Consider the following 12,330-nt stretch of genomic DNA (forward strand, 5'->3'; position numbering starts at 1 on the left):
CTGTTTGAGGAGAGCCATGTCGCGTGTCGTGAAACTCGCTGTCATCCCTGGTGACGGCATCGGTCCTGAGGTCGTCGCCGAAGCTGAGAAGGTGCTCGCCGCTGCCACAGCCGGCAGCGACGTCCGATTCGAGAAGACCCGTTTCTCGTTGGGCGCCGCGCGCTATCTCGAGACCGGCGACACCCTCACCGACGACGACCTGGCCGCCATCAAGGCGCAGGAGGCGGTCCTTCTGGGGGCGGTGGGCGGAAAACCCGGTGACGAGCGGTTGAGAGACGCCAACATCGAGCGGGGACTGCTGCTGAAGCTGCGCTTCGAGTTGGACCACTACGTGAACCTTCGCCCCTCGAAGCTCTACGCCGGTGCTCCCGGACCGCTCGCCCATCCGGGTGAGGTCGACTTCGTCGTGGTGCGCGAGGGCACCGAAGGGCCGTATGTCGGAAACGGCGGATCGATCCGCCGCGGCACGCCACACGAGGTCGCCAACGAGACGAGTGTGAACACCGCGTTCGGCGTGGAGCGAGTGGTGCGCTACGCGTTCGATCTTGCCGAGCGCAGAGACAAACGGGTCACCCTCGTGCACAAGACGAATGTGCTGGTCAATGCCGGATCGCTGTGGAAGCGGATCGTCGATGAGGTCTCGGGGGAGCACCCTGACGTTGCCGTAGACTATCTGCACGTCGATGCAGCGACCATCTTTCTGGTCACGAACCCCGGTCGCTTCGATGTCATCGTCACCGACAACCTCTTCGGCGACATCCTCACAGACCTGGCCGGCGCCGTCACCGGTGGCATCGGGCTGGCAGCCTCGGGCAACATCAATCCCGACGGCGACTTCCCGTCGATGTTCGAGCCGGTACACGGCTCGGCGCCTGACATCGCCGGGCAGCAGAAGGCCGATCCCACTGCCGCGATCCTGTCCATCGCGCTCATGCTCGACCACCTCGGGCTGACCGACGAGGCCGCGCGCGTGACCCGCGCCGTCGAGGCAGACATCGCCGCACGGGGCACGTCATCCCGCACCACAGCGCAGGTCGGCGACGCCATCGTCGCCCGCGTCCAGGCGTAACCTGAAGGCGGCAGCGTCGCTGCGCAACGAAGACTGGAAAAGACATGACCTCTCAGACCGCACTCGCTCCGCTCGAGTTCGCCGTGACCCGCAATGCTTCGGCCAAGACCGACCAGGAGCGCGATGCGCTGTTGGCCGATCCCGTGTTCGGCACGGTCTTCACCGACCACATGGTGCAGATCACCTGGACCGAGGCGCAGGGATGGCACGACGCGACAGTACAGCCGTACGCCGCGCTGTCACTCGACCCGGCGGCAGCCGTGCTGCACTACGGCCAGGAGATCTTCGAGGGCATCAAAGCGTATCGGCACGCCGACGGCTCGATCCATACCTTCCGACCCGACCAGAACGCCCGGCGCCTGCAGCGCAGCGCGCACCGGCTCGCCCTGCCTGAGCTGCCTGTCGACGCTTTCGTGCAGTCGTTGCGCGAGCTCATCGCGATCGACGGCGCCTGGGTCCCCGGAGGAGACGACCAGAGTCTGTATCTGCGTCCGTTCATGTTCGCGTCCGAGCCGTTCCTGGGCGTACGCCCCGCACACGAGGTTTCGTATCTGGTGATAGCGAGTCCGGTCGGCGCGTACTTCAAGGGCGGTGCCAAGCCGGTCTCGATCTGGCTCAGCCAGGACTATGCCCGTGCGGGCAAGGGCGGCACCGGGGCAGCCAAGACCGGCGGCAATTACGCAGCCAGTCTGCTGCCGCAGGCCGAGGCCTACGAGCAGGGCTGCGACCAGGTCGTCTTCCTCGACGAGAACCACAACGTCGAAGAGCTCGGCGGCATGAACATCGTGTTCGTCCGCAAAGACGGAACCCTCGTCACGCCGGCATCCGATTCGATCCTCGCGGGCATCACCCGCAGCTCGCTTCTCGAGCTCGCGCGCGATCGCGGTCACGCGGTCCAGGAGCGCCCCGTGTCGATCGACGAATGGCGGCAGGGCGTGGCATCCGGCGACATCGTCGAGGCCTTCGCGTGCGGCACAGCCGCGGTGGTCGCCCCGATCGGAACGCTCAAGGGTCACGACTTCGTCGACGTCCAGCCGCTCGGCGAGCTCGCGCTCTCGCTGCGTGAAGAGCTCACCGACGTCCAGTACGGGCGTCGTGAGGACCGGCACGGTTGGCTCGTACGGCTCGACGCCTGACACCACAGGCAGTGCGCGCAGCGAGACGAAGGGCCGGTCGCTAGGCTGATGCGGTGAGGATCGCACGCTTCAGCCATCAGGACGCCATCCGCTACGGCATCGTCGACGAGACCGACCTGGTCGTGCTCGCCGGCGATCCGCTGTTCGCCGGGTTCGACACCACCGGTGATCGCGTGCCCCTGGCCGATGCGGCGCTGCTGGCCCCCGTCATCCCGCGTTCGAAGGTCGTGGCCATCGCCCGCAACTACCGCGACCACGCGAGCGAACTCGGCAATGAGGTCTCGGCCGAGCCGATGCTGTTCCTCAAGCCGAACACGTCGGTAATCGGCCCGGGCGATTCGATCGTGCTCCCCCCACAGTCTCAGCGCGTCGACCATGAGGGCGAGCTGGCGGCCGTGATCGGCACCATCGCGAAGAACGTGCCGGCCGAACGCGCGCTGCAGTACGTGTTCGGATACACGATCGCGAACGACGTGACCGCCCGCGACCTGCAGCGCAGCGATGGGCAGTGGTCGCGCGCCAAGGGCTTCGACACGTTCTGTCCGCTGGGCCCGGCCATCGAGACCGAGTTCGATCCGACCGGCGATGCGGTGATCACGACCCGCGTAGACGGCGAGGTCCGCCAGCAGGGGCCGATCTCCGACATGGTGCACTCGGTGGCAGAGATCATCGCGTACGCATCGGCGGCGTTCACGCTGCTGCCCGGTGACGTGATTCTGACCGGCACGCCCGCCGGCGTCGGCCCGATCACGGCGGGCCAAACGGTCGAGGTCGAGGTCTCGGGACTGGGCGTGCTGCGCAATCCCGTGCGGGCCGCGTGAGCGCGACCGCCGCTGCACTGCCCGACCCGGCTCAGCTGCGCGGGATCCAGCGGCGCACCGTCTGGGTGCTTTCGCTCGGGCAGATCCTGGGCGGCCTGGCATTCGGCGCGACGGTCTCGCTCGGGGCGGTCCTGGCGGCAGACATCTCCGGTGACGAGGCGTTCTCGGGCTGGGCGGCCGCATCTGTGACGCTCGGAACCGCGGTGACCGCCGTGCCGCTGGCAGCCCTCGCACGCCGGGGCGGAAGGCGCCCGTCGCTGGCGACCGGAATGCTCGTGGCCATCATCGGCGTCGCGATCGTCATCATCGCCACCGGCCTGGGCAACTTCCCGTTCCTGATCACGGGCTTCGTGCTCGTGGGAGCAGGACAGGCAGCCAACCTGCAGTCGCGGTTCGCCGCAGCCGATCTGGCCACCGACGCATCGCGTGGACGCGATCTGTCGATCGTCGTGTGGGCGACCACGATCGGCGCGGTGCTGGGCCCCAACCTCGTGGGACCGGGGGAGGCCCTCGGCGATGCGCTGGGGATGCCGGCGCTGACCGGACCGTACCTGTTCACGATCGTCACGCAGGGTATCGGGATCGTGCTGTACCTGACTGCGCTGCGGCCGGATCCGCTGCGACTGGCGATGCGCATCACCGCGCATCACACGGCCGCCGGCCGCCGCGTCGCGCATGCAGACCATCCTGTACCCGCCCGCTATGCCATGCTCGCCGTTGCCGGGGCGCACGGTGTGATGGTGTCGGTCATGGCGATGACCCCCGTCCACCTCATCCACGCCGGCGCGACGCTGGAGATCATCGGTCTGACGATCAGCCTGCATATCGCCGGGATGTACGCGCTCTCGCCGGTCTTCGGCATCCTCGCCGACCGGATCGGTCGTGTTCCGACCATTCTGACGGGACAGGCTCTGCTGGTGGCCTCCCTGATCACGGCGGCTCTCGGGCAGACCTCGACGCCGGCGGTGACGGTGGCGCTGATCCTGCTGGGGCTGGGCTGGAGCGCGACGACCGTCTCCGGCGCGACGCTACTGACTGAGGCATCCGCCGAAGACCGTCGCACCCGCAGGCAGGGGCGCAATGACTTCCTCATGAGTCTCGTCGGTGCCGTCGGTGCGATCGTGGCCGGCCTCGTGCTCGCCTGGATCGGATACGGCGGCCTCGCACTGTGCGCGCTGTCGATCGTCGCGGTCGTCGTTTTTCTGTCGCCGCTGGGCCGCGTCGCACACGACCGGGTGCCGACCGCCGCCGAGTGAAGGGCGGGTGGGATGCCGCCGCCACTCTAGAATCGAAGGGCTATGGCTAGAGTTCATCCCCAGACCACGACCGCTTCCGGCGCCGATGTGCGCGTCCGCTTCTGCCCGTCGCCCACCGGATTGCCGCATGTGGGCATGGTGCGCACGGCGCTGTACAACTGGGCGTACGCACGGCACACGGGCGGCAAGCTCGTCTTCCGCATCGAAGACACCGATGCGGCTCGCGACAGCGAAGAGAGTTATCAGCAGCTCGTCGACGCCTTGACCTGGCTGAAGATCGACTGGGATGAGGGTGTCGAGAAGGGTGGCCCCCACGGGCCGTACCGGCAGTCGCAGCGCACCGAGATCTACGCCGAGGTACTTGCCAAGCTCATCGATGCGGGGCTGGTGTACGAGAGCTACTCGACCGCCGAAGAGGTGGATGCGCGCAACGCGGCCAACGGCCGGGCGAAGCAGCTGGGCTATGACAATCACGACCGTGAGCTGACCGACCAGCAGAGGGCCGCTTTCCGTGCCGAGGGCCGTGAGCCGGCGTGGCGACTGCGGGTTCCCGATGAAGACCTCACCTACGTCGATCTGATCCGCGGCGAGGTGACCTTCCCCGCCGGTTCGTTCCCCGACTTCGTGCTCGTGCGTGCCGGGGGCAAGGCGCTGTACCCGTTCACGAACCCCGTCGACGACGCGCTCATGGGCATCACCCACGTCATTCGCGGTGAAGACCTGATGCCCTCCACGGCGCGTCAGCTCGTGCTCTACGACGCGCTCATCAGGGCCGGTGTGACCACGTTCATGCCCCGGTTCGGGCATATGCCGCTGGTGCTGGGCGAGACGGGCAACAAGAAGCTGTCCAAGCGCGACCCGAAGGCCGACCTGTTCCTGCAGCGCGAGAAGGGCTTCATCCACGAGGGGCTGCTGAACTACCTCGCTCTGCTGGGCTGGTCGATCGGCCCAGATCGCGACGTGTTCTCGCTCGAGGAGTTCACCGCCGCCTTCGACATCGCCGACGTGAACCCCAACCCGGCCCGCTTCGACCAGAAGAAGGCCGAGGCGATCAACGGTGATCACATCCGGATCCTGGATGGCAAGGACTTCGCTGAGCGGATGATGCCGTACCTCGCGGCGGCGGGAGTCTTCGGCAACGGTGAGCCCACACACGAGCAGATAGTGCTCGCATTCCGCGCCGCCCCGCTGGTGCAGGAGCGGGTGCAGCTGCTGGGGGAGGTCCCGGGGATGCTGGGCTTCTTGTTCACCGACGATGTCGTGTACGCCGAAGACGGGCTGAAGAGCCTGCCGGAGAACGCCGGTGAGGTTCTGGTGGCCTCGGTGGGTGCGCTCGAGGTCGTTCCCGAGACCGAGTTCACTGCGGCATCCCTACAGGAGGCTCTCAAAGACGCGCTGGTCGAGGGGCTGGGGCTCAAGCCCCGTGTGGCCTATGGTCCGTTGCGCGTGGCAGTGACCGGCCGCCGCGTCTCGCCGCCGCTGTTCGAGTCGATGGAGCTGTTGGGCAAGTCCGAGTCGACCCGGCGGCTCGGAGCATTGGTGTCGTACCTGTCGGCCTGACACGCGCGGGCGCGGCCCGTTTTGCCGGTTCGGTTCGCGTCGTCTAGACTTGATCACTGTTGCGACTTCGGTCGTAACGCCTTGGGGTATGGTGTAATTGGCAACACAGCGGTTTCTGGTACCGCCATTCTTGGTTCGAGTCCAGGTACCCCAGCAAGACGAAAACCCCCGGCTAGCCGGGGGTTTTGTCTTTTGGTCCTGTGGTCTTTCGAGCCTTGAGCCCGCGGCGAGCGCTCTCGCGCTCAGGCCGCGCGGAGCCCGGCCGCGTTCACGAGTTCCGGGAATGCATCCAGCACGGTTGCCACCAGACGATCGATCGGGCGGGTGAGCGGGTCGGTGACCGGCAGGCCGAGCTCGATCTCGTAGTCATCGATGGCCCGGCTGATATCGGCGTCGCTCATGTGCTCGTGGTTGAGGGTGACGCCGATGACTCTGGTGTCGGCGAACGCCTCGATCAGCGCGATCTCACTGGCCACGGTCGGCATCGCCACCATCGGAAAGTCGCCGAGAACGGTGCGCCGGGGCGCGTGCTGCACGATCACGGCCTGCGGGCGGCTGCCGCGCAGAATATGGGCCGACGTGAGGTAGGCAGGGTGGCTGAGGGCTCCTTGGCCCTCCACGATGATGATGTCGGGGTTCTCGGCCTCGAACGCGGCCACCACCTGGTTCTCCAGCTCACCCGAGCAGAACTGCGGCACCAGGGCGTCGATGGCGACGCCGTACTTGCCGCCCTGGATCAGGCTCGTCTGGCCGGTGCCGACCATGACGGCGTTGATGCCGCGGGCCTTCAACGCCTGTACGAGCACCGTGGTGGTCGTGCGTTTGCCGATAGCACCGTCGGTGCCCAGAATCGCTATCCGCGGGCAGGTGACATCGAAGATGCGCCCCGAGAACAGATGTAGGTCCTTCGGCTCGCGAGGACGCCGCACGTCGGTGATCGTCACGCCCGCCAGCAGGCTCGCTGCGACGAACTCGGCATCGTCGTTGAGAAACTCGTGCAGCCCGTTGATCACATGCATGCCCCGGGCGATGCCGTCCAAGACGACCGCACGCTGTGAGGCCGACAGCAACCCGTCGGCGGGCGCCATGCCCCAGATCAGGTAGTCCGGCACTCGGCCGGCGTGGGTGATCGCCTCGGCCAGGGTGGCCAGCACCGGGATGCCGTCGCGCACGCCGTCCAGCAACATGCCGGCGTCGGCCCCGGCATGGGTGCTGTCGACGACGCTCAAGATGTCGTACTTCTCCGACGAGCGTGCCAGGCCGTTCGCGGTCTTGCCGTCTTGCTCGCCGAATTGTCCCTCGCAATAGACGATGGCGCTGAAGCCGTCGGGAAGGGTCGGCGCCGAGAGAGCGGCGGTGGACAGGTCGGGTACGGAAACGGACGCGTGCATGGCACTTCCTCTGAGTAGCTCAGAGGAGGCGACGGTCTGTGGCCGGGCCGTGAGGCGCAACGGTCGACAAGAAGTCTTCCCTGATATCGGCGAACGCCGGTGATCCGACGCTACCAGGCCCACCTGTGAGCACGGCGCGGTGATCGGGCTACGCTGGCTACATGCTGTTCGGCCGCATCCGTCCCCTCGAATCCCGGGAACTCACCGTGCAAGCCCCCACGATCGACGAGGCGCATACACAGGTGGAGGCGCAGGTGCCCGATGGCTGGGTGCTGACGGATGCCGCGGCCACCATGCCGAAGGCGTCGACCATGATCACCCTGAACGCGAGGATGGCGCGCCGCGATGGGGCGCAAGAGATCGAGGCCGACGACCTGGTCGCGTTGCGGGCGAAAGTTCCCGAGGGGTGGCAGCTGTTGAGCGTGCGTGAGGGCTGAGCGTGCGTGCCGGCTGACGGTGCGAGACAGTCGCCGGTCACCGTGGGGCGCAGCGGTACAGGCCCTGCACTCCTGACTGACTGCTGGGCACCTGGACGCAGTTCGTGGTGACCCACTCGCTGATCTGAGTCGAGGTCGTCGAGGTCGACGAGAAGAAACCGCCGCGAGTGTTCCCCGCGGCGAGGACATAGGGGATGTCACCGGCCTGCACCATCGCCGTGAACGCGTCGAGAGTGGGTACCGGATCGCCGCCGCTGAACCCGCCGATCGGCAGAATCGACGCGCCGTTCGACGCGATGATCAGCCCCGCCGCCGTCTGAGCGGTGAACACAGCAAGCTCGTACCGGGCGCCGGTGCTGCCCTTTTCGACATACTGCAGCAGCGCGGCATACGAGCCGTCAGAGGAGCCGGTGAACGAGCGCGTGCCTGACCGGGACGCCCCGCTCCGACCATCGCGGGCCTGAGCGCCGGCGCTGTCGTGCGTCGCCCCGGCTGCGCCGTCGTCGGGCATCCCGAATCCGGGTCCCGCGGGCGCGCGGGCCGCGACCAGCGGCTGTTGTGGGCCGCCCGTTGCCGGCCCGAGGCGTCGCAGGCCGAGCCCGCCGGAGCTGTCGCTGACTCCACCGGCGACGGGGTTGGAGCTGCTGGGGTGAGCGATGGTGACCACCGACCACACCGCGGGGGTGAGCGTCAAGCCGGCCAATGCCACGACCGTCACGACGATGCGCGCCGCGTGCGGCCAGGCCCGCCCGACGGCGAGGCCGGTGATGGCCACGAGCGCCAGTGCAGCCTGCACGAGAGCGACGGCCACCGAGTATCCGCCATAGATCGCGGCGATGCCCAGGGCGGTGAGCGATGCCGTGACCAGCAGCGCAATGGGCGGCCACAGCATCCCTCGCCGTACCGCCCGGCTGAAGGCGGTTCCGATCAGAAGTGCGACGGGCACCGACAGCGCCGCCGTATAGAACTGGTGCATTCCGGCCACGAGCGAGAACATGGCGATGAAGGTCACCAGCCAGGTTCCCAGGAACACCCAGACGCGCGCGGGCACGTGCAGCACGATGAGGATCGCCACTGCCAGCAGCCCTGCCGGAATCAGCCATCCGATCTGGCCCGCAAGTTGCGTGTTGAACAGGCGCAGCACGCCGGCCTGACCTGAATACGGGGGAGTGAAAGAGTTGTATGCGGTGCCATCGGCTGTCGCCTGCCCGAAACGGCCCAGACCGTTGTAGCCGAACACCATCTCCCACGGGCTGTTGTGCAGGGTGCTGCCGATGTACGGGCGTGAGCCTGGCGGAACCAACGAGACGATCGCTATCCAGGCGACCGACAGCGCAGCGCTCGTAAGTCCCGCGATCAGCAGATGCCGGATGCGGCGCCCGAGCGATTGCCGCGTGAAAAGGTAGGCAGCGGCCAAGGCGGGCCACACCGCCCACGCCTCGAGCATGTACGACTGAAAGGCGAGGGCGATGAAGGCACCGGCCAGCATCAGCCAGCCGAAACTCGCCTGTTGCACGGCTCTGAGTGCCGCCCAGGCGGTGAGAGCGAGCCCCAGCACGAAGAAGGTCTCGGGCTGGTTCGAGCGGGCCACGGCGACCAGAATCGGTGTCGTCGCGACGAGGGCCCCGGCGATGCCGCCGGCCACCGGGCCCGCCAGCCGTCGCGCGGTGACGGCGACCAAGAGCACCGCCGCGACCGCGGCGAGAGCGTTGGGCAGCACCACGGCGAAGGTCGAGAAGCCGAACAGCTTCACGAACAGCGCAGGCACCCAGTATGACCCGGGGATCTTGTCGAGCGTGACAGTGCCGGCCGGATCCATCGCCCCGAAGAAGAAGTTCGACCAGCTGCGACTCATCGACAAGGCGATCGCCGCATAGTAGTCGGAGCGGGAACCGGCCCATGATCCCCACACCGTGAGTGCCGCAGAGCCGATGCCGAGCGCGACCAGCGTGGAGTGCCACAGCGTCCAGCGCCGCGGCATCCCTCGCGTCAGTCGTGGTGTGGCCGCGACGGTAGTCGGAACCACGGGGGCGGCGATCGTCATGACGCACACGCTAGGCGCGGCGGAACAGCGCGGGCTCGGCGCGGGCTATGAGTGCACTGTGTCCGGCAAGATGGTGTCATGCTCGACGCCACGCTCCCTGACGACCTCACCGCGGAACTCCTCGCACTGCGGGCGCGCGCCTACGGGCCGGGCACGGGCTTGTCCGGTGATCCGAGCGCTGCGACACGCCTGGCGGAGCTCGAGAGGATGCTGCGCGGCGACCATCTTCGAGAGCCGGTGGTGGCGGTTCTTCCGCGGCGCCCGGACGAAGAGCCGCAGGCGGCTGCCGCCGCCCGCGCGGCGCGAGCTGCAACCCCCTCTGTCTCTGCGCGGCGTCGCTTCCGCCTGCGTACGCTCAGTGCGGCAGTAGCCATTGTGGTGGCTGGCGCAACGCTGCTGACGGGCGCATTCGTGGTCGGACGGTCGACCGCGCAGGCACCGAGCGATCCGGTTGCGAGGTTGCAGCTGACTGCGGATGCCCCCGCGACGGCCGACGAGAAAGCGAACGCGACGAGGGTCCTCGAGCAGTGGGGAGGCGACGTTTCTCACCTGCGGGTGTCGGAGAGATTCGGCAACGTCGCCGTGTGGACAGCCCCGTTCGCCGGCGGAGGCAGGTGCGCAGTCCTGACGTGGGCCACGTCATACGATGGCTCGCCCGACTACAGCGTGATGTCGGTGCTGGGTGGCGGGTGCGCGCCGGCGGGTCAGGATCCCGTGTTCGACATGCAGAACAATCTCGGCACCGACCTGTCTCTTCCTGACGAAGCGAATGTCGCGGGGGCGTGGCTGCGCTTCAGCGTGCACGGCGATACGGCCCTGGTGTGGATCACGGTTCCGGAAGCGACCGGCAGTTGATCAGAGTTCGATAGCGTCGCCGGGGTCGAGCTCGAAGAACTCGCCGCCGTGCTGCTCGACCGCCCAGGCCAGTCGGTCGCGGGCGCTGCGCCGGCCGAGATCCGAGATCGTCATGTCGTGGGTGCCGAATACGCGACGCGGGGCGACGGCGAGCACGAAGTCCATGGCCTCGCCGATCTTCAGCCAGGGCGCTCCGGCTGGCGCGGCGAGCAGGGCGATGCTCTTGCCTTCGGGCACGGCATACGAGTCGCCCGGATAGTAGAAGACGTCATCCACGAGAACGCCCACATTGTCGATCACCGGGATCGACTCATGGATGACGGCGTGCCGCCCACCGAAGAACTCGAGGGTGAACGGGGCGACGACCACGCGGTCGCCCGGGGCGACGACGGTGATGTCATAGCCGGATGCCGCGGCTGCGACACCCGCCGGCCCGAAGATCGGCACCGGGCCGGCCGCCCCCAGGATGCGGTCGAGGTGCTCGGGTGTCCAATGATCGGCGTGTTCATGCGTGATGACAACGCTGACGACATCATGCAGATCGGTGAGAGGCTCGGTGTACCCGCCCGGGTCGATGACGAGGGTGCTGCCGCCGGATTCGACGACGAGAGCGGCGTGTTCGTGCTTGGTGACTCGCATGGCAGAAGTCAACTCCGCGGGCGCTCGGTGGGCAAGCCGGGGCGCGCCGGGTGATTTTGCGGCACCCGATCGGCCATGGCATACTTGTACGGTTGCCTCCGGAGCACCGGAGAAGACGGCCCCATCGTATAGCGGCCTAGTACGCCGCCCTCTCACGGCGGTAACGCGGGTTCGAATCCCGCTGGGGTCACATCAGCCCGGCTCCCTTGAATCATCAGGGGAGCCGGGCTTTTTGCATGCGGGTTTCAGTTGGCTCTTTTCGGTCTGTGGCACCAGTTTGGCAACAGCCGTACCGCCGAGGAGTAGTGGCCTGAAGTGTCTCCAGCGGAGTGCATATATTCGTAATACAATTGTGTTCATGGAGCGGAAGATTCACGGGCGCGAGGTATCGGAGGCGCAGATCGATGAGTGGGTCGTCGAGGCTGAAGCTGGTTATGACGTCGAGGAGTTGAAGTCGCGGAGAGGGCGCCCCGTTCGCGGCGCCGAAGCATCGCAGGTGATTCCGGTCCGGCTCACGGTCGAGGAGCTCGACGCTGTCATGGCGCGGGCTGAGCGCGAACATCTGAACCGGTCAGAGGCTATCCGCGCCGCCCTAGCTGTCTGGGCGAACGTGGCGTGATCGTCCGGCCTTCGGCGCGTAAACACGGCATCAGCTCCAACGACGGGGTCGAAGCTGCAACATGGCCGTTGGTTTCTGTTCCGCTGGACGACGACGACCCGCGGCGCTTCCTCCGGCTCGGATTCGACACCCGGGGTCGTCTCTTGGAATTTGTCGTCCTCGTTTGGGATGACGGGACGGAGGAGCTGATTCACGCCATGAAATGTCGCCAGCAGTATCTCGGTCTTCTCAACTGACGTGGTCTTTCGGAGAATCACGCTCGACCTGTGTCGAGCCAGGGAAGGCATAGGCTCCGCGGCAACAGTTTGCAACACTCATCCGGAAACGTGAGGCACGCGGTTCATCTTGTGGGGCCGAATTGGCCCGTAGTTCCGCGGTTCCATGTCCCGGAAAGTATGGTGTGTTCCGCCCTCTCACGGCGGTAACGCGGGTTCGAATCCCGCTGGGGTCACATCAGCCCGGCTCCCTTGAACCATCAGGGGAGCCGGGCTTTTTGCATGCGG

General features: G+C 67.2%; 12 protein-coding genes and 3 tRNA genes. 12 read left to right on the forward strand and 3 right to left on the reverse strand.

The window, feature by feature from the left end; all coding sequences use genetic code 11:
• Nucleotides 1-16 precede the first annotated feature (16 nt).
• From ET475_RS14660 to ET475_RS14685, 6 genes are all read left to right on the forward strand, one after another.
• Nucleotides 17-1,069 carry a 3-isopropylmalate dehydrogenase gene (locus ET475_RS14660; RefSeq protein WP_129391881.1) on the forward strand — a complete coding sequence of 351 codons (1,053 nt, stop codon included), beginning with the start codon at nt 17-19 and terminating at the stop codon, nt 1,067-1,069.
• Between the two features lie 44 nt (nt 1,070-1,113).
• Complete coding sequence (locus tag ET475_RS14665) at nt 1,114-2,205, forward strand: branched-chain amino acid aminotransferase (protein ID WP_129391884.1); 1,092 nt, start codon at nt 1,114-1,116, stop codon at nt 2,203-2,205.
• A 53-nt stretch (nt 2,206-2,258) separates the two neighbouring features.
• Complete coding sequence (locus ET475_RS14670) at nt 2,259-3,026, forward strand: fumarylacetoacetate hydrolase family protein (RefSeq protein WP_129391887.1); 768 nt, start codon at nt 2,259-2,261, stop codon at nt 3,024-3,026.
• Entirely contained in the window at nt 3,023-4,282 is a 1,260-nt protein-coding gene (locus ET475_RS14675; RefSeq protein ID WP_165310950.1) for an MFS transporter, read from the forward strand. Before ET475_RS14670 ends, ET475_RS14675 begins: the two co-directional genes overlap by 4 nt.
• 42 nt (nt 4,283-4,324) lie before the next feature.
• The gene (gltX, locus tag ET475_RS14680) at nt 4,325-5,842 is read left to right on the forward strand and encodes a glutamate--tRNA ligase (RefSeq protein ID WP_129391890.1); all 1,518 of its coding nucleotides are present in this window, start codon (nt 4,325-4,327) and stop codon (nt 5,840-5,842) included.
• Between the two features lie 82 nt (nt 5,843-5,924).
• A tRNA-Gln gene (locus ET475_RS14685) sits at nt 5,925-5,996 on the forward strand.
• Between the two features lie 88 nt (nt 5,997-6,084).
• Here the strand turns inward: ET475_RS14685 and ET475_RS14690 are convergent.
• Nucleotides 6,085-7,233 (reverse strand): N-acetyltransferase DgcN family protein, encoded by a 1,149-nt coding sequence (locus ET475_RS14690; protein ID WP_129391893.1) that lies wholly within the window; start codon nt 7,231-7,233, stop codon nt 6,085-6,087.
• A 161-nt stretch (nt 7,234-7,394) separates the two neighbouring features.
• Here ET475_RS14690 and ET475_RS14695 point away from each other — a divergent pair, with 161 nt between their 5' ends.
• On the forward strand, nt 7,395-7,670 hold the full coding sequence (locus ET475_RS14695) for a hypothetical protein (RefSeq protein WP_129391896.1): 276 nt from the start codon (nt 7,395-7,397) through the stop codon (nt 7,668-7,670).
• Between the two features lie 37 nt (nt 7,671-7,707).
• On the opposite strand, the gene ET475_RS14700 is transcribed toward ET475_RS14695, so the two are convergent.
• Nucleotides 7,708-9,714, reverse strand: a complete 2,007-nt coding sequence (locus tag ET475_RS14700) for an ArnT family glycosyltransferase (protein WP_242497658.1) — start codon at nt 9,712-9,714, stop codon at nt 7,708-7,710.
• Nucleotides 9,715-9,792: 78 nt separating this feature from the next.
• On the opposite strand from ET475_RS14700, the gene ET475_RS14705 reads away from it, so the two are divergent.
• Complete coding sequence (locus tag ET475_RS14705; protein ID WP_129391899.1) at nt 9,793-10,569, forward strand: hypothetical protein; 777 nt, start codon at nt 9,793-9,795, stop codon at nt 10,567-10,569.
• Here ET475_RS14705 and ET475_RS14710 read toward each other — a convergent pair whose 3' ends face one another.
• Complete coding sequence (locus tag ET475_RS14710; protein WP_129391902.1) at nt 10,570-11,208, reverse strand: MBL fold metallo-hydrolase; 639 nt, start codon at nt 11,206-11,208, stop codon at nt 10,570-10,572.
• Nucleotides 11,209-11,325: 117 nt separating this feature from the next.
• On the opposite strand from ET475_RS14710, the gene ET475_RS14715 reads away from it, so the two are divergent.
• From ET475_RS14715 to ET475_RS17910, 4 genes are all read left to right on the forward strand, one after another.
• A tRNA-Glu gene (locus ET475_RS14715) sits at nt 11,326-11,398 on the forward strand.
• A gap of 168 nt (nt 11,399-11,566) precedes the next feature.
• Nucleotides 11,567-11,827: a ribbon-helix-helix protein, CopG family gene (locus ET475_RS14720; protein ID WP_129391905.1), complete on the forward strand. Its 261-nt coding sequence runs from the start codon at nt 11,567-11,569 to the stop codon at nt 11,825-11,827.
• Nucleotides 11,824-12,063: a hypothetical protein gene (locus ET475_RS14725; RefSeq protein ID WP_207205364.1), complete on the forward strand. Its 240-nt coding sequence runs from the start codon at nt 11,824-11,826 to the stop codon at nt 12,061-12,063. The genes ET475_RS14720 and ET475_RS14725 overlap by 4 nt, the downstream gene beginning before the upstream one ends.
• Nucleotides 12,064-12,187: 124 nt before the next feature.
• Nucleotides 12,188-12,278 (forward strand) — tRNA-Glu (locus tag ET475_RS17910).
• Nucleotides 12,279-12,330: the final 52 nt, after the last annotated feature.

This window comes from Microbacterium protaetiae, from assembly GCF_004135285.1.
Classification (GTDB): Bacteria; Actinomycetota; Actinomycetes; order Actinomycetales; family Microbacteriaceae; genus Microbacterium; species Microbacterium protaetiae.

Excerpts from the sequence above, each read along its gene's own strand:
- ET475_RS14660 (WP_129391881.1), top strand. The coding sequence starts at position 17 with ATGTCGCGTGTCGTGAAACTCGCTGTCATCCCTGGTGACGGCATCGGT.
- ET475_RS14665 (WP_129391884.1), top strand. The coding sequence starts at position 1,114 with ATGACCTCTCAGACCGCACTCGCTCCGCTCGAGTTCGCCGTGACCCGC.
- gltX (WP_129391890.1), top strand. The coding sequence starts at position 4,325 with ATGGCTAGAGTTCATCCCCAGACCACGACCGCTTCCGGCGCCGATGTG.
- ET475_RS14690 (WP_129391893.1), bottom strand. The coding sequence starts at position 7,233 with ATGCACGCGTCCGTTTCCGTACCCGACCTGTCCACCGCCGCTCTCTCG.
- ET475_RS14695 (WP_129391896.1), top strand. The coding sequence starts at position 7,395 with ATGCTGTTCGGCCGCATCCGTCCCCTCGAATCCCGGGAACTCACCGTG.
- ET475_RS14700 (WP_242497658.1), bottom strand. The coding sequence starts at position 9,714 with ATGACGATCGCCGCCCCCGTGGTTCCGACTACCGTCGCGGCCACACCA.
- ET475_RS14705 (WP_129391899.1), top strand. The coding sequence starts at position 9,793 with ATGCTCGACGCCACGCTCCCTGACGACCTCACCGCGGAACTCCTCGCA.
- ET475_RS14710 (WP_129391902.1), bottom strand. The coding sequence starts at position 11,208 with ATGCGAGTCACCAAGCACGAACACGCCGCTCTCGTCGTCGAATCCGGC.
- ET475_RS14720 (WP_129391905.1), top strand. The coding sequence starts at position 11,567 with ATGGAGCGGAAGATTCACGGGCGCGAGGTATCGGAGGCGCAGATCGAT.